At 42.0% G+C, this 20,665-nt stretch carries 24 protein-coding genes; all 24 read right to left on the bottom strand.

The annotated features are described in order from the left end of the window. Positions 1–110: 110 nt before the first annotated feature. The 24 genes from frr to fliM all read right to left on the bottom strand — a co-directional run bounded on the left by frr (position 111) and on the right by fliM (position 20,639). Positions 111–668, bottom strand: coding sequence for a ribosome recycling factor (frr, locus tag ABTV07_RS08200; RefSeq protein ID WP_433749817.1), 558 nt, complete (start codon positions 666–668; stop codon positions 111–113). After that, on the bottom strand, positions 668–1,393 hold the full coding sequence (gene pyrH / locus ABTV07_RS08195; protein ID WP_433749814.1) for a UMP kinase: 726 nt from the start codon (positions 1,391–1,393) through the stop codon (positions 668–670). The genes frr and pyrH overlap by 1 nt, the downstream gene beginning before the upstream one ends. Before the next feature lie 283 nt (positions 1,394–1,676). Next, the gene (gene tsf, locus ABTV07_RS08190) at positions 1,677–2,561 is read right to left on the bottom strand and encodes a translation elongation factor Ts (protein WP_433749811.1); all 885 of its coding nucleotides are present in this window, start codon (positions 2,559–2,561) and stop codon (positions 1,677–1,679) included. Positions 2,562–2,685: 124 nt separating this feature from the next. Next, on the bottom strand, positions 2,686–3,393 hold the full coding sequence (gene rpsB, locus ABTV07_RS08185; RefSeq protein WP_114743652.1) for a 30S ribosomal protein S2: 708 nt from the start codon (positions 3,391–3,393) through the stop codon (positions 2,686–2,688). 152 nt (positions 3,394–3,545) lie between these two features. Next, positions 3,546–3,956, bottom strand: coding sequence for a DUF6115 domain-containing protein (locus tag ABTV07_RS08180; protein ID WP_433749808.1), 411 nt, complete (start codon positions 3,954–3,956; stop codon positions 3,546–3,548). A gap of 138 nt (positions 3,957–4,094) precedes the next feature. Next, positions 4,095–4,397, bottom strand: coding sequence for a hypothetical protein (locus tag ABTV07_RS08175; RefSeq protein ID WP_433749805.1), 303 nt, complete (start codon positions 4,395–4,397; stop codon positions 4,095–4,097). A gap of 66 nt (positions 4,398–4,463) precedes the next feature. Further along, on the bottom strand, positions 4,464–5,231 hold the full coding sequence (locus tag ABTV07_RS08170; protein WP_433749802.1) for a FliA/WhiG family RNA polymerase sigma factor: 768 nt from the start codon (positions 5,229–5,231) through the stop codon (positions 4,464–4,466). A 30-nt stretch (positions 5,232–5,261) separates the two neighbouring features. Further along, positions 5,262–5,576, bottom strand: a complete 315-nt coding sequence (locus tag ABTV07_RS08165; RefSeq protein WP_433749799.1) for a hypothetical protein — start codon at positions 5,574–5,576, stop codon at positions 5,262–5,264. Further along, positions 5,576–6,076 (bottom strand): chemotaxis protein CheD, encoded by a 501-nt coding sequence (locus tag ABTV07_RS08160; RefSeq protein ID WP_433749797.1) that lies wholly within the window; start codon positions 6,074–6,076, stop codon positions 5,576–5,578. The genes ABTV07_RS08165 and ABTV07_RS08160 overlap by 1 nt, the downstream gene beginning before the upstream one ends. Beyond that, entirely contained in the window at positions 6,069–6,710 is a 642-nt protein-coding gene (locus tag ABTV07_RS08155; RefSeq protein ID WP_433749795.1) for a chemotaxis protein CheC, read from the bottom strand. Before ABTV07_RS08155 ends, ABTV07_RS08160 begins: the two co-directional genes overlap by 8 nt. Positions 6,711–6,722: 12 nt before the next feature. Next, positions 6,723–7,184: a chemotaxis protein CheW gene (locus ABTV07_RS08150; protein ID WP_433749792.1), complete on the bottom strand. Its 462-nt coding sequence runs from the start codon at positions 7,182–7,184 to the stop codon at positions 6,723–6,725. 9 nt (positions 7,185–7,193) lie between these two features. Next, a complete protein-coding gene (locus tag ABTV07_RS08145) occupies positions 7,194–9,230 on the bottom strand; it encodes a chemotaxis protein CheW (RefSeq protein WP_433749790.1) in 2,037 nt (678 codons plus the stop codon). Between the two features lie 16 nt (positions 9,231–9,246). Continuing rightward, positions 9,247–10,356, bottom strand: a complete 1,110-nt coding sequence (locus tag ABTV07_RS08140; RefSeq protein ID WP_433749787.1) for a protein-glutamate methylesterase/protein-glutamine glutaminase — start codon at positions 10,354–10,356, stop codon at positions 9,247–9,249. Next, positions 10,353–11,234, bottom strand: a complete 882-nt coding sequence (locus tag ABTV07_RS08135; RefSeq protein ID WP_433749784.1) for a MinD/ParA family protein — start codon at positions 11,232–11,234, stop codon at positions 10,353–10,355. The genes ABTV07_RS08140 and ABTV07_RS08135 overlap by 4 nt, the downstream gene beginning before the upstream one ends. Then, on the bottom strand, positions 11,231–12,376 hold the full coding sequence (flhF, locus tag ABTV07_RS08130) for a flagellar biosynthesis protein FlhF (protein WP_433749781.1): 1,146 nt from the start codon (positions 12,374–12,376) through the stop codon (positions 11,231–11,233). The genes ABTV07_RS08135 and flhF overlap by 4 nt, the downstream gene beginning before the upstream one ends. Continuing rightward, positions 12,373–14,409, bottom strand: coding sequence for a flagellar biosynthesis protein FlhA (gene flhA, locus ABTV07_RS08125; RefSeq protein WP_433749779.1), 2,037 nt, complete (start codon positions 14,407–14,409; stop codon positions 12,373–12,375). Before flhA ends, flhF begins: the two co-directional genes overlap by 4 nt. Before the next feature lie 35 nt (positions 14,410–14,444). Then, positions 14,445–15,527: a flagellar biosynthesis protein FlhB gene (flhB, locus tag ABTV07_RS08120; protein ID WP_433749776.1), complete on the bottom strand. Its 1,083-nt coding sequence runs from the start codon at positions 15,525–15,527 to the stop codon at positions 14,445–14,447. Beyond that, positions 15,524–16,303, bottom strand: coding sequence for a flagellar biosynthetic protein FliR (gene fliR / locus ABTV07_RS08115; RefSeq protein ID WP_433749774.1), 780 nt, complete (start codon positions 16,301–16,303; stop codon positions 15,524–15,526). Before fliR ends, flhB begins: the two co-directional genes overlap by 4 nt. Before the next feature lie 4 nt (positions 16,304–16,307). After that, positions 16,308–16,577, bottom strand: coding sequence for a flagellar biosynthesis protein FliQ (gene fliQ, locus ABTV07_RS08110; RefSeq protein ID WP_433749771.1), 270 nt, complete (start codon positions 16,575–16,577; stop codon positions 16,308–16,310). Positions 16,578–16,594: 17 nt separating this feature from the next. Beyond that, positions 16,595–17,260 carry a flagellar type III secretion system pore protein FliP gene (fliP, locus tag ABTV07_RS08105; RefSeq protein WP_433749768.1) on the bottom strand — a complete coding sequence of 222 codons (666 nt, stop codon included), beginning with the start codon at positions 17,258–17,260 and terminating at the stop codon, positions 16,595–16,597. After that, positions 17,261–17,926: a flagellar biosynthetic protein FliO gene (locus ABTV07_RS08100; RefSeq protein ID WP_433749765.1), complete on the bottom strand. Its 666-nt coding sequence runs from the start codon at positions 17,924–17,926 to the stop codon at positions 17,261–17,263. A gap of 103 nt (positions 17,927–18,029) precedes the next feature. Then, positions 18,030–18,392 carry a response regulator gene (locus ABTV07_RS08095; RefSeq protein WP_433749762.1) on the bottom strand — a complete coding sequence of 121 codons (363 nt, stop codon included), beginning with the start codon at positions 18,390–18,392 and terminating at the stop codon, positions 18,030–18,032. Positions 18,393–18,415: 23 nt separating this feature from the next. Next, positions 18,416–19,651, bottom strand: a complete 1,236-nt coding sequence (fliY, locus tag ABTV07_RS08090) for a flagellar motor switch phosphatase FliY (protein WP_433749759.1) — start codon at positions 19,649–19,651, stop codon at positions 18,416–18,418. Then, complete coding sequence (gene fliM / locus ABTV07_RS08085) at positions 19,641–20,639, bottom strand: flagellar motor switch protein FliM (protein ID WP_433749756.1); 999 nt, start codon at positions 20,637–20,639, stop codon at positions 19,641–19,643. Before fliM ends, fliY begins: the two co-directional genes overlap by 11 nt. Between the last annotated feature and the right edge of the window lie 26 nt (positions 20,640–20,665).

Below are 20,665 nucleotides of genomic sequence, written 5' to 3'. Positions count from 1 at the left end.
AATGCCGGGCTTCCATCCCATTTTCCCCATAAATCATTTTTGATAATGGGTATGGAAGGATGCCAGGCATCATGAACTAGCCGTTTTATTTAAGTAAAATGGCTGTTATGTTAAACTTCAAGAATTTCTTTTTCTTTATCTTTCGCTACTTGGTCAACTTTTACAATATGGCTGTCAGTTAACTTTTGAACGTCATCAGAGTACCCGCGCAAGTCATCCTCAGTCAATTCGCCGTTCTTTTCAAGTTTTTTAAGATCATCGTTGATATCGCGTCGGATATTTCGGATGGCAACTTTCGCTTCTTCAGCTTCTTTCTTCACTAGTTTCACCAATTCTTTACGGCGTTCTTCTGTCAAAGCTGGAATGGCAATACGGATGATTGAACCATCGTTGCTTGGAGTGATGCCCAAATCAGACTTTAGAATTGCTTTTTCAATTTCACCAAGGACAGTTTTATCATAAGGCTGGATAACCAATAGACGGGCTTCAGGTACAGAAACAGACGCCAGCTGATTTACCGGTGTCGGTGCACCATAATAATCCACGACGATTTTATCCAATAATGATGCATTTGCACGGCCGGCACGGATTGAAGCCAACTCGCGAGAAAACGCACTTACAGCCTTGGTCATTTTATCTTTCGCAGTATCCATTACTTGTTTTGTCATTATGCTTTCCCCCTAACAATTGTTCCGATTGTTTCACCTAAGACCACACGCTTGATGTTTCCTTTTTCCATGACGGAGAAAACAATAAGCGGGATATCGTTATCCATGCAAAGCGAGGAAGCAGTGGAATCCATGACCTGCAATCCTTCTTTGATTACATCCAAATAGGACAGTTCCTCATATTTGACTGCATTTTCATCCAGCTTAGGATCTGCAGTATAAACACCATCGACATTGTTTTTAGCCATAAGGATCACTTCTGCGTCAATTTCTGCTGCTCTAAGCGCTGCAGTGGTATCTGTAGAGAAATAAGGATTTCCTGTTCCTGCAGCAAAAATGACTACACGTTTTTTCTCAAGATGTCTCATAGCTCTGCGTCTGATATACGGTTCTGCAACTTGGCGCATATCGATTGATGTTTGTACACGTGTTTCAATTCCAAGATTTTCAAGGCTATCCTGCAAAGCCAATGAATTCATGACGGTTGCAAGCATTCCCATGTAATCAGCAGATGCCCTGTCCATTCCCATTTCACTGCCGATCTTTCCGCGCCAGATATTTCCTCCGCCTACTACGACAGCTACTTCTACGTTCAATTCAGCGATTTCCTTTACCTGTTCTGCGATTGATTTGATGACAGATGGGTTAATGCCAAAGCCTTGATCCCCTGCTAATGCTTCTCCACTTAATTTCAATACGACTCGTTTATACTTCGGAATGCTCATGTGAACCTCCATTATGTAAAGTTCTATTTCTTCTTATTTTTTACCATGTTTATGCCCGTTAAGGCAAGTCTCGGAGCTTCCACTTTTCTTTTTGTCCAGCTTCAGCGCTTCCGCTTTTCTTTGTCCAGCTTCAGCGCCCAGCCCCTCGAGTCATAAGCCGTACCTCTACGGAAATCAGGATTTCCTTCGAGTTCCGTCTTATGCTGGTCGGGGCTGACCAGGGCGCTTCCGCTTTTCTTATAAAATAGGGAACACTATGTGCTCCCTATTTTGGTTTTTGCTATTATTTTTTGTTAACTTGGCTCATTACTTCTTCAGCAAAGTTGTCTTGGCGCTTCTCGATTCCTTCACCAACTTCGTAGCGTACAAGCTCAACGATTGTTGCGCCTTTTGCAGCTACTACTTTACCTACTTTTTGATCTGGATCTTTTACAAACGGCTGATCAATGATGCAGATGTCTTCGAAGAACTTGCTTAGGCGTCCTTCAACCATTTTTGCAACGATGTTTTCCGGCTTGCCTTCGTTAAGAGCTTGTTGTGTCAATACTTCACGCTCACGATCAACTTCCTCTTGGGAAACTTGATCACGGGAGATGTATTTAGGGTTCAAAGCTGCAGCATGCATTGCAACATCTTTTGCTAGTTCAGCGTCAGTTGTTCCCTCAAGGACAGTCAATACACCAATACGTCCGCCCATGTGCAAGTACTCACCGAATGCAGCGTTGTCGCCTTTAGTTTTGATTTCAAAGCGGCGAAGAGTTAGTTTTTCTCCGATTTTCGCAATGGATTCGTTGATGAAAGCTTCAACAGTTTTTCCGTTTTCCATAGTTTGAGCATTTGCTTCTTCAACAGAAGCTGGCTTGTTGTTCAAAAGGTGAGCAGCCAATTCTTTAACCAAGTTTTGGAATCCTTCGTTTTTAGCAACGAAGTCTGTTTCAGAGTTCACTTCAAGGATTACTGCTTCATTGCCTGCGCTTTTAATGAAAGTAGTACCTTCAGCAGCGATGCGGTCAGCTTTTTTCGCAGCTTTCGCAATTCCTTTTTCACGTAGGAAGTCAATCGCTTTGTCCATATCGCCATCAGTTTCAGTCAACGCTTTTTTGCAATCCATCATGCCGGCGCCAGTTTTTTCACGAAGTTCTTTTACCATTTGAGCTGTAATTGCCATAATGAATAATTCCTCCTTAGTCTATGTAGCCATATTTATTCTTAGCGGCTTGTGCAGCCAAAATTCCAACCTTTAAAAAAAGGTGATAAGGGTGCTTCCCACTTATCACCTTTCAGTTCAAGGATTACTCAGCAGCTACAGCTGCTTCTTCACCTTGCTTAGTTTCAAGGATAGCATCCGCCATTTTACCAGTTAACAATTTAACTGCACGGATTGCATCATCATTTGCAGGGATAACATAATCGATTTCATCCGGATCACAGTTAGTATCAACGATACCTACGATTGGGATGTTCAATTTGCGAGCTTCTGCAACAGCGATGCGCTCTTTGCGAGGATCGATGATGAATAGAGCGTCAGGAAGACCATTCATGTCTTTGATTCCGCCTAGGAATTTTACAAGACGTTCTTGTTCTTTTTTAAGCTGGACAACTTCTTTCTTAGGAAGTACTTCAAAAGTACCGTCTTCAGCCATTTTTTCGATATTTTTCAAACGTGTAATACGTTTTTGGATTGTTTCGAAGTTAGTTAGTGTACCACCCAACCAGCGTTGGTTGACGAAGTACATACCAGAACGTTCTGCTTCTTCTTTAACAGACTCTTGAGCTTGCTTTTTAGTTCCAACGAAAAGGATTTTTCCGCCGTTTCCAGCTACTTCTCTTACAAAGTTGTAAGCTTCTTCAACTTTGCGGACTGTTTTTTGAAGATCGATGATGTAGATGCCGTTTCTTTCAGTGAAGATATATTTCTTCATTTTTGGGTTCCAACGGCGAGTTTGGTGACCGAAATGTACACCAGCCTCAAGTAATTGTTTCATAGAAATTACTGACATGTGTGTTTCCTCCTAAATGGTTTTTATTTATCCTCCGCTTCAATCATCTTTAAACAGAAACTATTTTTCATAGCACCATCTGCTTTCATCCTGAAGCGTGTGTATTCACACCATGAATTAATATAGCATATTGAAAGAATCCAATCAAGCTATTATTGATTTTTTTGACGAAATTTAAGTAAAAGTTCAATTTCGGTTTTTCCTGTATTAAATTTTTTAGCTATTTCCTCCATAGTCATACCCTGTTTACTTAATGAGATGACTTTCTCAGAAAAACTCTCTTCGCGGCTGGAAGGTTCTTTTTCCTTTTTTGTTTTTGACAGCTGAGGTTTCGCTTCTGCAGTTTTTGCATAAGCTTCTGCTGCTTTTTTGCGGCTGTAATGAGTTTCTTGAACAACGGCTGACTCTTCTTGCTCCTGAAGGGGATTTGGTTGGGTGGCATCTGCTGCAGGTTTTTCAGAAAATTGCTTCCTGCCGGAGGATTTCCTTCTTTCAATTTCAGAAATGAATTTTTCATTCTCCTCTTTCATTTCAATTAAGTAAGAGGAGATGACATCTTCCATTTCCGCAATCATCTTCCTTTGCTTCTGCTCCATATCGACAAGTCTGTTCTGTCTCAGGTAAAGGAGGACAACGGAAAAAAGGGCAATGATATTCATAATAAATAAAATGATGATAATAAAAGTGATCATGGCTGCTCCTTATCGGCTATAGTCGATGGTATTTCCTTTATAAGGATGTTTTGCTTGATTCATTTCCTTGTTCTTTTTATTCTCCCCTAACGCCGCAGACTCTTTTTGGCCCCTTGATTCATTTTGATCGGAAGTTTTCTCGCTTTTTGCGTTTTCTATCACTTGCCTGCTTTTTCTTTGGTATTCTTTTTCCAGTTCATTTGAAGCCTCTTGACTGATAACTGCTCCTTGCTTCAGGATGTTTTCTGCTGTTTTCGAGGCATCGGCAGTCCTCGGAATGGCGACCTGCAATTCGACTAATTTCAGACTCATTTATATCACCCCTGGGAATCAAATGCACTGCGACTAACGATAAAGAAGTTCTAAATTGTCGGTTTATCAATAAGAATTTGCCATTAGGGTTTTTCTTAATTTGAATAAAGCTTTTGAATGGATTTGAGATATCCTGGAAGTGGATAAATTTAATATTTCGCCGATTTCTGTAAGTGTAAGCTCCTCTTGATAGAAAAGGCTTAGGACCAGCTGTTCTTTTTCGTTCAATGTTAGAATAACCTTTGACAAATCCTCGATCCACTCTTCTTTGATCACTTGTGCTTCTGGGGTCAATACCTTCTCGTCTTTTAATGCATATGCTTGACCATCTTTATCTTCATTCTCATACGTTTGCTCATCCATTGAAAGGACGTTGGCAAAAAAATGCTCGCTCATTGTTTGGGAGACTTCCTCTTCAGGCATGTCAAGAAAAAGGGAGATATCCTCAATTGAAGGAGTTTTCATATTTTTTTGTTCAAGGTATTCTATCGTCTGTTCAATCTTCTTTGCTTTTTCCCGTGTGCTCCTGGGAAGCCAATCTTCTTTTCTAAGTCCATCCAGGATGGCACCCCTTATTCTGAAAGAGGCGTATGTATCAAATTTTAAATCCCTTGTGGGGTCGAATTTATTCAATGCGTCCAGCAGTCCCATCATCCCAAGGCTCTTTAAATCCTCCTTTGAGACGCTGCGGGGAAGGCCGGCAGATATTCTCTGTACATGAAAAGAAACGAGGGGCAAGTATTTTTTGACTAAAATATCACCGGCATCCGTGTCTCGATCATATATCCATGCATTCCAAAGTTTGTGTTCTTCTAAAGTAGATACATGTGTCATAGTAATCCTCCCCGCCCCTTTTTAAATATTTCATTCTTCCTTCAATAAATCTTTAATGACATTCGCTGCCTTTTCAGCGTCGAATTCATCTATGAAATCCAAGTCCACTCCGGTTTCATCTTCTGTAAGTCCTGTATCAGTTTCATCCCCTGAAGCATCCCCTCGGCTAACGGCAATTTCTCCAATTAAAAATCGAAAAACAAATGCAAGCAGCAAAAACAAGAAGGCTGAAATACTCGAACCAATCATTACATAAGGAGGCGTATGTTTTGCTATTGATAAAGCAAAAAAGAGAGTGAAACCTAATATGGCAGACCACAAGTTCCAGACAAAAGATCCGAACATTATATTTCTGCAGCTCCTTTATTCACAGTACGCACATGCAAAATGGATGTTTCAGGGTCAAATTCAATAGTACGTCCGCTGCTTCCCCCAATATCCTCAGCAATGAGCGGTATTTTAAACTTTTGCAGCTCATTCTTAACAGCCTCGGCATTCCTTGGTCCAATCCGCATGACATCACTTTGAGATGAAAAGTGGAACATTTGGGAGCCACCTGCAATCTTCGCTTTTAAACGATGGGAATCACAGCCGCTTTTCAGCAGGCTCTCACGCAAATATTCGATTCCAGTATCTGCGAATTTCGCTCTATTAAGCTCGCCTCCACCCTTTCCCAGCCGGGAATCAGGCAGCATGACATGGAGCAACCCGGCAATCTTTTTGAAATCATCATAAATGACCACACCGACGCAGGAACCAAGCCCCGATGTCCGGATTGTCTGAGGGACAGCGGCTATTTTCATATCAGCAATACCAACCTTCACTACTTCCATCACACTAACCATTTTGGGAAACTCCTAATGATCGAAAAATGGTTTCAAAAGAATCAGGATCAGGCAAAAGGAAAAAATGGCCATTGAAGCCAAAATCAAAACCCGACTCAGCGTCTTTAAAAGAAGTGTCAATAACGATTGCATAATCGCTTTTATGCGAAAGTTCAATCAGCCCGTAGCTGACAATGGCTCCAGCCATATCAATGCTTAAAGCAGGTACTGACGGCGCAAGAGTCAAGTTTGTAAAATTCGCCAAAGAAGATAAATAAGACCCTGAAAGGATATTTCCCATTTCCTGCATAGCAGAAAGGCCCATTTCCGAATAGGGAGGTTGATCGAATGAGATTGTGCTGTCTCCGGTCAATTGATGGACGAATGCAGCCGCCTGATCAGTAGGCAATAGGAAAAACATATTCCCAGGTGCATCCCCTTCAATCCGAAGAAATACGCTGACGACAATATTTTCATCACCGCCGGCCAATTCCATCATTTCATCAAATGTTACAATCCTTACATCTGGGACCTTCATATCCACTTTCCGGTTCAATAGTTTGGAGAGTGCTGTTGCTGCATGCCCTGCACCAATATTTCCTATTTCCCTCAATACATCCAGATGCATACTGGTGATGCTATTCGTATAGTTCATTTTCAACTTCCTTTAGCTAATAGGGTTCAGCACGTTTTCGAGTTTGATCAAGATCAATAATCTCTTATCGAGTTTAGCGACTCCGCTTAAGTATTCGGCTTCCAAAGCTCCTACTACCTCCGGCTGCTGTTCAATTGAGTCTGCTGGCAAATCCAATACATCATTGGCAGCATCTACAATGAAGCCGACTTCCATTTCATCCAGAGCCACAATGATGATTCTCGTACTCTCTGAATATTCCGTTTCGCCAAGGCTAAACCTTTCATTCAAATCGATGATTGGGGTCACTACACCCCGGAGATTGATGACTCCCTTGACGAAATCGTTTGTCTTTGGAACACGTGTAATATGCTGCATCTTTTCTATAGATCGAACTTGGCCGACAGGGATGGCATATTCCTTATCGGCTAATTGAAAAACGATTACTTTTACCTGGGAAGGTGAATCAATTAGTATTTCACTCATCTCAATCATCCTCATTTCCTATTTAATTAAAGCATTGCAGTCTAGAATCAAAGCAACTTGTCCATCTCCAAGAATGGTAGCGCCGGAAATGGCAAAAACATTCGTTAAATAGTTTCCTAGAGATTTAAGCACGACTTCCTGCTGGCCAATAAAGGAATCTACAACAAGGGCAGCCATTTTATCTCCTTTTCTAACGATGACGAGAGACATGAATTCACTTTCATCTTCTTCCCCTGGCACTTCAAATACTTCTTTTAATTGAACGATCGGAACTACACGACCACGGAAATCTATTACTTTTTGATTATGGGCATTCATGATCTCAGACTTTCTGATGATGGCTGTCTCGATGATGGAAGAGAGCGGGATAGCATACTTTTCCATCGCCAGCTCGACAAGCATGACTGATATGATTGATAGAGTGAGCGGCAGCTGAATGGAGAAAATAGATCCGCTTCCTTCTGTCGAATCGATTGTGATGCTTCCTCCTAAAGATTCAATTGTAGACTTTACAACATCCAAGCCGACACCACGGCCAGAGATATCAGAAATGGTTTCGGCAGTCGAAAAACCAGAAGCAAAAATAAGTTCATAAACTTGTTTGTCTGTCAGCGTATGTGCTGTCTGTTCTGATACAATCCCTCTAGATATGGCCTTTTCCAATACCTTGTCACGGCTGATTCCTGCGCCGTCGTCTTCTATTTCAATAAATACATGGTTGCCACTATGGAAAGCCTTTAACAGGATAGTCCCTTCCTCAGGCTTTCCTTTTGCTTTTCGAATATCCGGGGTCTCAATTCCATGATCCATTGCATTTCGAAGCAGATGCACCAGCGGGTCTCCAATTTCATCAATCACTGTGCGGTCGAGTTCTGTCTCTGCACCGATGATTTCTAAATTGATTACTTTATTTAGATCCCTCGCTAATTGCCTTACCATTCTAGGGAATCGATTGAAAACCGTTTCAACCGGGACCATCCTCATATTCAAAATGATATTTTGCAAGTCCCCTGATATACGAGACATCCTCTCAACTGTTTCATGTAATTCAGAATGGTCCAATTCACGGGAGATCTGTTCAAGTCGTCCCCTGTCAATCACAAGTTCTTCAAAGAGGTTCATCAGGCTGTCCAAGCGATCAATGCTGACACGGATCGTTTTATTCCCAGCCGCCTGTTTCCCAGAATTCTGTTGGGTTGATTCTGCTGCAGGCTGTTTTTTTTCTGTTGACCCTGCTGGTCCTTCAGGTATTTTCACGTCTTCTTTTACTTCATCTGTAGACTTATCGAATGTAAAAGCAGAAATTTCAACTTCGTCCACTTCTGAAACTTTCATTATCTTGCTATGCAGGTCAGATGCACTCTCTTTCGTTATCAGAGTGACTGTGAAATGCTGGTCAAATTGTTCTTCTTCCAATTTCTCAACTGAAGGATTTGATTTAATGACTTCTCCGCATTTCTCAAGGACTTCGAATACCATGAATACCCTTGCAGCTTTTAAGAGGCAGTCAGGGCGTAAAGAAACGGTTATTTCAACGCACTCAAACCCCTGATCTTTTGACTGCTTAATGACGGTCTGTTCAAACTGATCGTATTGAGTTTTCGGTTTATTTGCTTCAAGTGGTTCTGCCACAGCAGCCGCAGCTTCGGCACTTGCATCTGATTGGCTGATTGCTTTTCCATCTTCGATCATCTGGAGTTTCAGTGCTATTTCCTGTATATCTCTTTTTCCATCCCCGCCGGCAGCAATGGATTCCACCATGGATTCAAGGGCATCAATGGAAAGAAAAACGACATCAAACAATTCAGGCGTCACCGTGATTTTTTCATTGCGGATTGCATCCAGGACGTTTTCCATCACATGTGTCAAGTGGGCGATATCTTCATAGCCCATTGTTGCAGACATCCCTTTTAATGTGTGAGCGGAACGGAAAATCTCATTCACAATTGAAAGATCATCAGGCTTCTTTTCCAGCGCTAAAATATTTTCATTGCAGGACTGTAAATGCTCTCTGCTTTCTTCTATAAACACTTCTAAATATTGATTCATTTCCATTTTTCCCCACACCCCTCTATGGCATATACTTCATAACAGAATAAGCAATCTGGCCGAGATCTTCTACATCATCAACCAAGTTGGTTCCGATTGCAGCTTTTGGCATTCCAAATACGATGCAAGTATTTTGAGACTCCGCAATCGCTCTGGAATTTCCATTTTCTTTTAATTTTACCAAACCTTTCGCTCCATCAGAACCCATTCCTGTCATAATGACGCAAATTTTGTCGTAATTAGGAATCTCGCTTACTGATTCGAGCATTACATCTACAGAAGGGCGGTGTCCACTGCGAGGCGGTGCTTCACTTAAATGGATGGCAAGGCTTGTACCGATCCTTCTTACATTTAAATGAAAACCACCAGGTGCGATATACGCTACTCCCTGCTTGATGATCTCTCCATCTTCCGCTTCTTTCACAGAAATTTCACAGAGCTGGTTCAGTCTTGCCGCCAAAGATTTAGTAAATCCCGCCGGCATATGCTGAACAACCAAAATCGGAGCCTTAATATCCGCAGGGAAATGGGACAATACCTCTTGAAGCGCTCTTGGTCCCCCGGTGGATGTACCGATGCAGATTAATTTCGGATTATTAAAGTTCCATTTTGCCTGCTGAAAATTGGAGGCTTTTTTGTGAATAATACCCGCCAATGCTTCAGCAGGCATCTCTGCTTGAATTTCCTTTTTCTTTTTTTCAACCGGTTTATATTTCAGTTTTGAAACAGAAACCCTGCTCGCTGAATGGACCTTTTGAAGCAGCTCATCCTTGATTTTATGCAAGTCAAGCGAAATCGTCCCGGAAGGCTTTGCAACAAAATCCACTGCACCGTTTTCCATAGCCTCCATGGTCTGGTTTGTCCCATGTTCCGTCAAGCTGGAAAGCATGACGACAGGCGTCGGGATTTCATCCATGATCTGCTTCAGTGCATCAAGCCCGTTTAAGATCGGCATTTCGACATCAAGAGTGATGACGTCCGGACGGAGCTTTTTGGCTTTTTTAAGAGCGTCCTCTCCGTTGCGGGCAAACCCTGCAACCGTTATGGCCGGATCCTCTTCTAAAAAATTAATGATTAATTTCCGCATGAAGGCCGAATCATCTACTACAAGAACACTGATCGTTTGATTCATAGATTTCCCTGCCTTTCAAACAATAGATGTTTTAGTTTTGATAGAAAGCCGGCTTTTTGCATTGTGTTTTGCCCGGCACTTTCCCGGGACAAAAAATTCTGAATAATCACGATGAAAGATTGAGCAGCTTTGGAATGCGGAAACTCAAGTGTGAATGGCCTCTGTTTAAGGACACTTTTTTTGACATGGGAATCTTCAGGCAGCATGCCCAGCGGACGTACATCCACTTCAAGGAATTTTTCGGCAGCCAGCCTCAATCTCTTCATGGTTTCCCGTCCTTCTGATTCTGTTTCCACCCGATTGCAGATGATTGAAAAACGAAGTCCCATGTCTTTCTGTGCCATGAACTTGATCATTGAGTAAGCATCTGTAACCGACGTCGGTTCCGGGGTCGTAACCACTATGATGTCATCAACGGAAAGAAGGAATTGAAGCGACATATTTGTGGCTCCTGCCCCCATATCAAAAAGAATATAGTCATATTCTTTTTGAAGCAGTTCCATGGCTCTCAATAATTTATTTAGTGCATTTTGATCCATTTCGAAGAAGCTGGACAATCCGTTTCCTCCAGAAATACAGGTGAAATGATCGGAAGCTCTGACTTTTACATCCTCAATATCAATGTCGTCAAGCATATAATCCACAATGCTTCGTTCTGCAGAAGTTCCTAAAAGCAGATGAATGTTTCCCATACCTATATCCATATCTACCAAGAGGACTTTATGGCCCTGCGACGCCAGCTTCAACCCGAAATTGACAGAAATATTCGATTTCCCAACACCGCCTTTGCCGCTCACAATGGCAATGGTTTTCGCCGATTTCCCTGTCTGTTCTGCCTTCATCATTCTCTCTCTTAATCTTGCCGCTTGATCATTCATGGTTGATTACCTTTTATGACGTAATCAATGATTTTGTTTTGGTCTGCCTCAACAATATCATCCGGGACATCCTGCCCCATTGTTAAGTAGGCCCCGCCAATTTCATATTTTTTAATCAAGTTGATCATCATTCCATATGAGGAGGTTTCGTCTAGCTTCGTAAAAATGAATTTGTCTATCGGAATCGCTTTGAATTGATTGATCATATTCTCCAAGTCCCTCTGTTTAGCCGTCATCGTCAACACCAGGAACGTTTCCATTTGAGAATCAAAGTCTATGACTTCGCGTAATTCCTTCACATACTTTTCATCTTGATAATTCCGTCCAGCAGTATCAATGAAAATAAGATCGTACTCCTTGAATTTTTCAACGGCCTGTTTGAAATCAGCAAGCTTGTATACCACTTCAACAGGAACATTCAGTAGATTTCCATACGTTTTAAGTTGTTCGATTGCTGCTATCCGGTATGTATCTGTCGTGATGAAGGCAATCTTTTTTCTATTATTCAGAACAGCATTTGCGGCTATCTTCGCAAGAGTTGTTGTTTTCCCTACACCCGTCGGTCCAATGACATTAATGAATTTTTTAGTATAGCTTATTCCGCCAAACTCAACGGATGAGATCTCTTCCAACAATTTCGTCTGTGTCCATGCATTTATCTGTTCCCGCGTGACAGGATCTTTTGTCTCCCTCCACTTGTGAAGAAGCACTTCTCCTAATTCAGAAACGATCTGCCCTTCGATTTCCTGTGTATATAAATGGCTCAGGATGATTCTAATATCTTCCGGATATTGATTCATTTCAGGCATGCTTTGACTGGAGAGCTTTAAAATCATATTCTTTAATTCTTCCATTTCCTTTTCCATGATGCTTGTCTTTTCAGGGATAGGCTGGATTGAATCGAATGCTTTCTTTGGCTGACGTTCAACCTGTTCCAACCTCCCTTTGGCTTCAATTGGAGTCTTGACTGTATTAGGATCGACAGCAGCGATGACTTCAATATTCTTCTTTTTGAAGAGCCCCAGGAATCCGCCGGAATAAACAAGCTTTGAGTTTAAAATCACCGCTTCGTCCCCTAAATCAACACGGACTTTATTCATGGCTTCATTCATGGAAGGAGCAATATATTTTTTCACTTTCACTCAACATTCACCACCCCAACACTCTGTACTTCCACATTCGCTTCTAATTCATTATAGGATAGAATTGGAACTTGAGGAAAATATCTTTCAGTCATTTGTCGAACATACATCCTTACAGCTGGAGAACAAAGGATGATGGCAGACTGTTCCATAAGCGAAAGCTGTTCAATTTGATTGGCAATGGATTCAAGGATCCGCTGGGAGTCATTAGGATCCAAGGATAAATAATTGCCATGCTCCGTCTGCTGGACCCCTTCTGCAATCATTTTTTCGATTCTTCCCGATAATGTAAGAACTTTCAGTTGTGATCCCTGATCAGCATATTGTGCTGTAATCTGCCTGGCGAGGGACTGCCTTACATATTCCGTCAAAAGATCAGTGTCCGAGCTCATTCGTCCGTAATCGGCAAGCGTCTCAAAAATGACAGGCAGATTGCGGATGGATACATTTTCTTTAAGCAATTTGGCCAGCACTTTTTGGACTTCTCCAATAGATAATGGAGATGGCGTAACTTCTTCCACAAGGATCGGATAGCTTTCCTTAAGGTGATCGATCAGCTGCTTGGTCTCCTGTCTGCCGAGCAGGTCATGGGCATGGGAGCGGATTGTTTCCGTTATATGCGTTGATACAACCGATGGAGGGTCTACAACTGTGTAGCCGAATATCTCTGCCTGTTCCTTCGTTTCTTCTGTGATCCATTTTGCCGGGAGTCCAAATGAGGGTTCGAATGTATCGATTCCTTCAATTGCATCATCATCTCCGCCAGGGCTCATTGCGAGATAATGATCCAAAAGCAGTTCTCCCCTTGCCAGTTCGTTCCCTTTGATCTTTAACCGGTATTCATTCGGCTGTAGTTGGATATTATCCCTGATCCGCACAACCGGAATCACAAGTCCTAGTTCAAGAGCCAGCTGCCTTCTGATCATGACGATTCGATCCAATAGATCTCCGCCTTGGTTTGCATCCGCCAACGGAATCAATCCATAGCCAAATTCAAATTCAATCGGATCGACATTCAGTAGATTAACGACACTTTCAGGACTTTTCATTTCATCTTTTTCAATTTCTTCATCACTGATCAGTTCTTCAGCCGGATCATTTTTTGGAACCCTCGAGAGCATCAATCCCCCGATAGTCAAACCCGCCGCAACCGGAATGGTCAATATATCATTGATCGGGGTTGCAATCCCCAGTAAAAAGATTGTTCCTCCGGCAATATAAAGCATCTTCGGATAGGCCATTAGCTGGGAAACGATATCGGAACCAAGATTTCCGTCTGACGCCGCTCTTGTGACCACAATTCCCGTCGCCGTGGAAATCAGCAGTGCAGGGACTTGAGAAACGATCCCATCCCCTACCGTCATTAGTGAATAATGGGTAGCCGCATCAGCAATTCCAAGTCCTTGCTGGGTCATACCGATGATAATCCCGAAAATGAGGTTGATGATAACAATGATGATTCCAGCAATGGCATCCCCTTTTACAAATTTACTGGCACCATCCATCGCTCCATAAAAGTCAGCTTCCCTTCCGACTTTTTCCCTGCGCTGTCTTGCATCGTGCTCTGAAATCATGCCTGCATTCAAATCGGCATCAATGCTCATCTGTTTTCCTGGCATTGCATCGAGGGTAAAGCGTGCTGCAACTTCGGAAACACGCTCAGCCCCTTTTGTTATGACCACAAATTGAATGATGATTAAGATAAGGAATACCACTAATCCGACTAGTACATTTCCGCCGACAACAAACGTTCCAAATGTTTCGACAACGCCGCCTGCTTCACCTTTACTTAGAATAGACCTCGTTGTCGAAACATTCAGCCCCAGTCGAAAAAGGGTAAGAAGGAGCAGCAATGACGGGAATATGGAGAACTGCAATGGCTCCTGCATATTCATGGAGGTAAGCAGCACAAGTAATGCGAGAGAAATGTTAATGATGATTAAAACGCTCAACATCCACGTTGGCAGCGGTATGATTAACATGGCAACAATCAGGATGACACTGAGCAATACAGAAATATCTCTTGCTGACATTTATTTTCTCTCCTTACTTAAGAACAACTAGGTTGCTAGATTTTATTTTTGATTCTATACACATAGGCTAATATTTCTGCTACAGCCTTAAAGAAATCCTCCGGTACTGCCTGGCCGATTTCAGCCTGGTCGTACAGAGCCCTTGCGAGTGGTCGATTTTCTACAGCTATCACTTCATTTTCTTTCGCGATCAATTTTATTTTCTGCGCCATGAAATCTACGCCTTTAGCAATGACGTATGGAGCATCCATTTTTGAATCATCGTATTTCAATGCAATGGCATAGTGCGTTGGATTGGTGATGACAACATCCGCCTGAGGCACTTCCTGCATCATCCTTCTCATAGCCATTTCGCGCTGCCGTTGTTTGATTTTTGATTTGATGAGGGGATCTCCCTCCGTGTTTTTATGTTCATCTTTGATATCTTGCTTTGACATCCTTATGCTTTTTTCAAAATCATATTTTTGATAGAGATAATCCAAGATGGATAAGAAAAGCAGAGCTATGGAAGCAGCAATTCCCATCTGGATTGCAAGTGACCCCATTGTCTTTGCGATATCACCTGTTGATTTGAAAGATAAACCAAGCACGACATCGATCTTTGACCATAAAACAAAAAAAGTCACTGCTCCTACAAACGATATCTTTAGGATGGATTTAAAAAGTTCAACAATTGCCCTTAATGAAAAAATCCTCTTGAATCCTTTAATCGGGTCAAGTTTTTCCAATTTCGGCATGAGTGGTTCTGAAGTGAACATGATTCCGACTTGGGCATAATTCGCTGCAAGACCCGCCAGTAAAGCAACAAGCATCACAGGTCCAAGCAGGAACGCTGTTTCCTTCAGGACTTCAAGCATGACAACTTTAATATTGCTTTCCGTCAAATCCATCAGCATATAAGTTTGAAAAGAATGGGTAAACAGATGATACACATTCTTCGCAATGTAAGATGAACCAAACAGCAGAAATGAAAATACAGCAAGCATGATGACAGAAGTACTGACATCCTGGCTCTTTGCTGTTTGTCCTTTCTTTTTTGCATCTTCCCTTTTCTTCGGTGTAGCCTTTTCAGTCTTTTCACCTGAAAAGAATTGAAGGTCGAGAATCAATTGCTTCATTTTGTACCACCTACCAGTTCCATTACATTCCTCATGGTATTCAACATCGTTCCGAACAGGCCTTCAACAACTGTCATCATGACTCCAAAAACTATAATCAGGACGATGAAGCTGACCCCGATTTTAATCGGAAAACCGACAACAAAAATATTCAGCTGCGGGACAGTCCGTGCCACAATGCCCAGGGCTGTATCCACAAGGAACAGACAGGCAACGATTGGAATGGACATTTGAAATGCGATGACAAACATAGAACCAAATGCGCGGATCATATATTCGAGCAAATGGCTGCTCCCAAAATTCAGCCATGGCTGATCAAGCGGGATGAATTGGTAGCTGTAATAAATTCCGTCGAGTATCAGATGATGGCCATCAAGGGTCAGCAGCAGCAATAGTGAAAACGTATAAAGATATTGTCCCATCAGCGGACTTTGCGCCCCTGTCTGGGGATCAATGACATTTGCGATTGCGAATCCCATCTGAAAATCGATGAATCCCCCGGCAATCTGGATGGCCGCCATCACCATGTAGGCAGCAAATCCGATAAGCAAGCCGACCAAAGCTTCTTTTATGATCAGCAGAATATACAGTCCATTGATTTCAAGCGCAGGCGCATCCACGGTATAGTACATGATCCAGGCAAGAAAGAAAGCAAGTCCAATTCGATGCTGAGCAGGTATGGTCCTATAGGAAAATAGGGGCATTGTTACAAAAAAAGTCGAGACCCTGACGAATACTAATAAAAAAACGGATATCTTAGGGAGCAATTGATCCATTCAGCTATCCTACAAATCTATTTAAATTAGTGAATATTTCTTTTGCATAGGATAATAGATGGCTCAGCATCCATGGACCAAAAAAAACGACTCCTATGAGGACCGCAACAATCTTTGGAATAAACGCCAATGTCTGTTCCTGAATTTGTGTAGTGGCCTGAAATATACTGACAATCAGACCGACTGCCAATGCCAGCAGGAGGAGTGGACCTGTGACGATCAAGGTGGTATAGATCCCTCTTTCTGCAATGGATATGACCATTTCTTCATTCATGATGATTCACCCATTTCTTAAAAACTCTCTAACAGCGATTTAACGACTAAGTACCAGCCATCGACCAAAACAAACAAAAGGATTTTAAATGGCAAGGAAATCATGACCGGCGGAAGCATCATCATCCCCATCGACATGAGGACACTCGCCACAACCATATCTATCACTAAAAATGGGATAAAAATCATGAACCCTATTTGGAAAGCCGTTTTGATTTCACTGATGGCGTATGCAGGGACCAATGTTGTCAAAGGGATGTCCTGAATGGTTTTCGGCTGTTTGGCATGTGAATAGTCAAGAAACAGCTGAAGGTCCTTTTGCCTTGTATGTTCGCTCATGAACTCTTTAAATGGCACAGAAGCTTTATCATACGCTTCTTCCAGATTAATTTTCCCATCAAATAAAGGAGTCAGTGCCTGCTCGTTTACCTGGCTGAAAGTCGGAGCCATGATAAAGAAAGTCAAGAATAAGGAAAGTCCTACCAGCACCTGGTTCGGCGGCATCTGCTGAGTGGCAAGAGACGTTCTGACAAATGATAAAACAATGATGATCCTTGTAAAACAAGTCATCAAAATCAAAATGCTCGGAGCCAAAGAAAGAACAGTCAATACTAATAGTAGCTTGACAGCAGTTGATACATCATCAGGTGCGCTGCTATTGAAATATTGCATGAAATCATTCATTTACTCCTGCTCCTTTTTATCCATTTCATCCAGAACTTTCTTTCGCCCTTTCCTCAACTCCATCATTTGCTCTTTCAGCATGTGCTGAAACGAAGAATTCGGCTGCTCAACTGATTCATTATTTTTTGTGAAAGAAGCAATCCATTTTGCAACGAAATCGACCGGCTGTGTTCTGCCTTCGCTTCTTTCATTGAAATGTGCCATCAATTCTTCAAATTCCTCTTTAGAATCAATGTCTTTTAATAACTGGATATTCTCACCTACACCAAGGATTAAGATGCGGCCATTCACCTTGACCAATTGAACTGAACGATTCCCACCGAGAGATGTTCCGCCAAGATTCTCTACCATCTTGGATTGCTGAAAATTTTTGCTCCGCTTATTGATAAACTTCAATAATCCATATAAAAGTGCAATAACAAACAATAATGCGAAAATCATTTTAATGAAATCCCAGATGGTAATCATCGGTGAAGGAGATTCAGAGGCCGGTTCGTTTTTATTGGTGATGCTTTTCTCCTCTTTTCCAGTGCTGCTTCCGCAATCTTTTCCAATACAATCTTTTACTGTTTGATGTGAAATTTCCGCAAATGCAAATTGCTCACTTGATTGACTGGACATTAGAAAAATGAATAGAACAATTGCAATCTTTGCTATTTTCGCCAATGGTGCGACACCTTCTTTAATTCTGACTCTTGCGGTTTGCAGACAAAGCCAATTGGAATTAATAAACCTGCCATTCATGACATTTGTCTGCATTCCTTTTTAATTATGCCAATGTTTTTTGAATTGCTTCGATTACCCTGTCTGCTTGGAATGGCTTTACAATAAAATCCTTTGCTCCGGCCTGAATCGCATCAATGACCATTGCCTGCTGGCCCATGGCTGAACACATGATGATTTTTGCACTTCCATCAATTTTTTTGATTTCTTTCAAAGCAGTGATTCCATCCATTTCAGGCATTGTAATATCCATCGTGACTAAATCAGGTTTCAGCTCTTTGTATTTTTCGACTGCCTGCGATCCATCAGCTGCTTCAGCTACTACTTCAAAGCCATTCTTAGTCAAAATATCTTTAATCATCATTCTCATAAATGCTGCATCATCAACAATTAAAATACGGTTACCCATCAAAAACTACCTCCATAGACTCTCTATTTTAATTTTTGTATACGATCTCTCTGACTGACAATATCCGTGATTCTCACACCAAAGTTTTCATCAATGACTACGACTTCCCCTTTAGCGATGAGCCTGCTGTTTACAAGAATATCTACAGGCTCCCCGGCAAGCTTATCAAGCTCGATGATCGAACCGGAAGTCAGCTCCAAAATATCTTTGACGGAGCGGTTTGTTCTTCCCAGTTCAACCGTGACCTGGAGAGGAATATCCATCAGCATGTTGAGGTTCTTCGGTTCCTGGCTGCTGACAGGGGCCTGTTCAAAATTAGAGAACATGGCAGGCTGTACATTCGGCATCGCCTGTGCTCCTGATGCGTAACCGCCAAAGTGCTGCGGCTGTGCGCTTGGCTGCTGATATTCTTGATGATTTTGATAAGCGGCAGGCGGTGCTTGCACATTCCCTTGTTGGGCAGGAGCATGATAAGGCGCCTCTTGATAAGACTGAATGGATGTCTGCTGAACAGGCTCGCTTGAAGGCTGATTCATATGCATTTCAACCGCTGGCTCCGGAGCAGCTGGCGCAGGATTCATCAATTCATCCACAAGGCTTTTGGCAAATTCAAGAGGCAGGAGCTGCATGATGCTCGAATCTATTAAACTGCCGATCTTCAAACGGAAGGATATTTTAGAGAGTAATGCCTGTTTTGGCAGGGATTCAGTCCCTTGTCCATTTTCTATATTTAACAAATCGATTGTCGGAGGAGAAATATCCACCTTCTTGCTGAAGACAGTTGACATGGAAGTGGCAGCTGAACCCATCATTTGATTCATGGCTTCCTGGACAGCACTAAGTTGAATGTCTCCCATTAATTGATCAGGATTTGTTCCGTCTCCGCCAAGCATCAAATCTGCAATAATAGCTGCATCAGACTGCTTAATAACGAGAAGGTTAGTCCCTGAGAATCCCTCTGTATATTCCACTTCAATTGCAACATAAGGATGAGGGAACTCTTCCGACAGCCTGCTTTTATCTATTACTGTGACAGTCGGTGTAGTAATTTCTACTTTTTGATTCAATAGAGTTGATAAGGCAGTTGCTGAACTGCCAAACGAGATATTTCCAATTTCGCCTAAAGCATCCTTTTCCATGGAAGTAAGATAGTCTTCGTCGTTTAATGTTTTTTCTTCAGATACTTCCTCTTCTATATCTGCTGTTCCCCGAAGAAGCGCATCAATTTCATCTTGTGAGAGCATGTCATCACTCATCATCTTCTTCTCCCCCCTTCAAGGTGTCTAATATCTGTACAGCGAGTTTTTTATTCATTTTTCCAGGCTGGGCAGTGAATTTAGGGCTTGTTCCTACTTTGATTGTCAGAGGTTCATCAATTTTTTGCTGAAGTTCAATGATGTCGCCAACTCCAAGCATAAGAAAATCCTCAACTGTTATACCGGCATCTCCGAGTTCCGCCACAACTGGTACAATGGCATCCTTCAAGCGCTCCTCGAGCCTTTCAACCTCTCCAGACTTTCTTTCTTTCTTTTGGTTCTGCATCCAATAATGAACAGAAAGCTTAGGAATGATTGGTTCAAGAACAACGTGCGGAATACAGATATTGATCATTCCACTTGTGTCGCCTATCGTTGTGTTCATAGAAATGACGACAACCGTTTCATTCGGGGATACCATTTGCAAAAATTGAGGATTCACTTCAAATTCTGAAAGAATCGGATCAATTTGGGTGACATTTCCCCAAGCTTCCTGGTAATTCTCAAAAGCTTTTTCAAATAGGTTCGTCATGATTTTAGTTTCAATTTCAGTAAGGTTTTCTACTTTATTGACGCTCGCACCTGCACCGCCCATGACTCGATCGATCATGGCATAAGCTATGTTCGGATTCACTTCCATTAAGATGTGTCCATCAAGTGGAGGAACATCAAATACATTCAAAATGGTCATTTTCGGAATCGACCGAATGAATTCTTCATAAGGAATCTGGTCTGTCGATGCAACGGTGATCTGCACGAAATTTCTCAACTGTGCGGAAAACATCGTCGTTAATAATCTCGCAAAGTTTTCATGAATCCGAGTCAAGCTTCGAATCTGGTCTTTTGAAAACCGAAGTGCCCTTTTAAAATCATAGACTCTGACTTTCCTTTGTTCCTCTTCTTTCTTCAATTCATCCGCATTCATCTCTCCAGTGGAAAGCGCGGATAACAGGGCATCAATTTCATTCTGGGAGAGGACATCTCCTGCCATTCTGTTCACCTCCTTATTGAGTCAAT

This window comes from Falsibacillus pallidus (assembly GCF_050990905.1).
Lineage (GTDB): Bacteria > Bacillota > Bacilli > Bacillales > DSM-25281 > Falsibacillus > Falsibacillus pallidus_A.
Note: the sequence above shows the minus strand (reverse complement) of the source record. Positions and strands in the feature narration are given on the sequence as shown.

Coding starts and splice junctions, on each gene's coding strand:
- frr (WP_433749817.1), bottom strand. CDS start 668: ATGACAAAACAAGTAATGGATACTGCGAAAGATAAAATGACCAAGGCT.
- pyrH (WP_433749814.1), bottom strand. CDS start 1,393: ATGAGCATTCCGAAGTATAAACGAGTCGTATTGAAATTAAGTGGAGAA.
- tsf (WP_433749811.1), bottom strand. CDS start 2,561: ATGGCAATTACAGCTCAAATGGTAAAAGAACTTCGTGAAAAAACTGGC.
- rpsB (WP_114743652.1), bottom strand. CDS start 3,393: ATGTCAGTAATTTCTATGAAACAATTACTTGAGGCTGGTGTACATTTC.
- ABTV07_RS08180 (WP_433749808.1), bottom strand. CDS start 3,956: ATGGAAGATGTCATCTCCTCTTACTTAATTGAAATGAAAGAGGAGAAT.
- ABTV07_RS08175 (WP_433749805.1), bottom strand. CDS start 4,397: ATGAGTCTGAAATTAGTCGAATTGCAGGTCGCCATTCCGAGGACTGCC.
- ABTV07_RS08170 (WP_433749802.1), bottom strand. CDS start 5,231: ATGACACATGTATCTACTTTAGAAGAACACAAACTTTGGAATGCATGG.
- ABTV07_RS08165 (WP_433749799.1), bottom strand. CDS start 5,576: ATGTTCGGATCTTTTGTCTGGAACTTGTGGTCTGCCATATTAGGTTTC.
- ABTV07_RS08160 (WP_433749797.1), bottom strand. CDS start 6,076: ATGGTTAGTGTGATGGAAGTAGTGAAGGTTGGTATTGCTGATATGAAA.
- ABTV07_RS08155 (WP_433749795.1), bottom strand. CDS start 6,710: ATGAACTATACGAATAGCATCACCAGTATGCATCTGGATGTATTGAGG.
- ABTV07_RS08150 (WP_433749792.1), bottom strand. CDS start 7,184: ATGATTGAGATGAGTGAAATACTAATTGATTCACCTTCCCAGGTAAAA.
- ABTV07_RS08145 (WP_433749790.1), bottom strand. CDS start 9,230: ATGGAAATGAATCAATATTTAGAAGTGTTTATAGAAGAAAGCAGAGAG.
- ABTV07_RS08140 (WP_433749787.1), bottom strand. CDS start 10,356: ATGAATCAAACGATCAGTGTTCTTGTAGTAGATGATTCGGCCTTCATG.
- ABTV07_RS08135 (WP_433749784.1), bottom strand. CDS start 11,234: ATGAATGATCAAGCGGCAAGATTAAGAGAGAGAATGATGAAGGCAGAA.
- flhA (WP_433749779.1), bottom strand. CDS start 14,409: ATGTCAGCAAGAGATATTTCTGTATTGCTCAGTGTCATCCTGATTGTT.
- flhB (WP_433749776.1), bottom strand. CDS start 15,527: ATGAAGCAATTGATTCTCGACCTTCAATTCTTTTCAGGTGAAAAGACT.
- fliR (WP_433749774.1), bottom strand. CDS start 16,303: ATGGATCAATTGCTCCCTAAGATATCCGTTTTTTTATTAGTATTCGTC.
- fliQ (WP_433749771.1), bottom strand. CDS start 16,577: ATGAATGAAGAAATGGTCATATCCATTGCAGAAAGAGGGATCTATACC.
- fliP (WP_433749768.1), bottom strand. CDS start 17,260: ATGAATGATTTCATGCAATATTTCAATAGCAGCGCACCTGATGATGTA.
- ABTV07_RS08095 (WP_433749762.1), bottom strand. CDS start 18,392: ATGGGTAACCGTATTTTAATTGTTGATGATGCAGCATTTATGAGAATG.
- fliY (WP_433749759.1), bottom strand. CDS start 19,651: ATGATGAGTGATGACATGCTCTCACAAGATGAAATTGATGCGCTTCTT.
- fliM (WP_433749756.1), bottom strand. CDS start 20,639: ATGGCAGGAGATGTCCTCTCCCAGAATGAAATTGATGCCCTGTTATCC.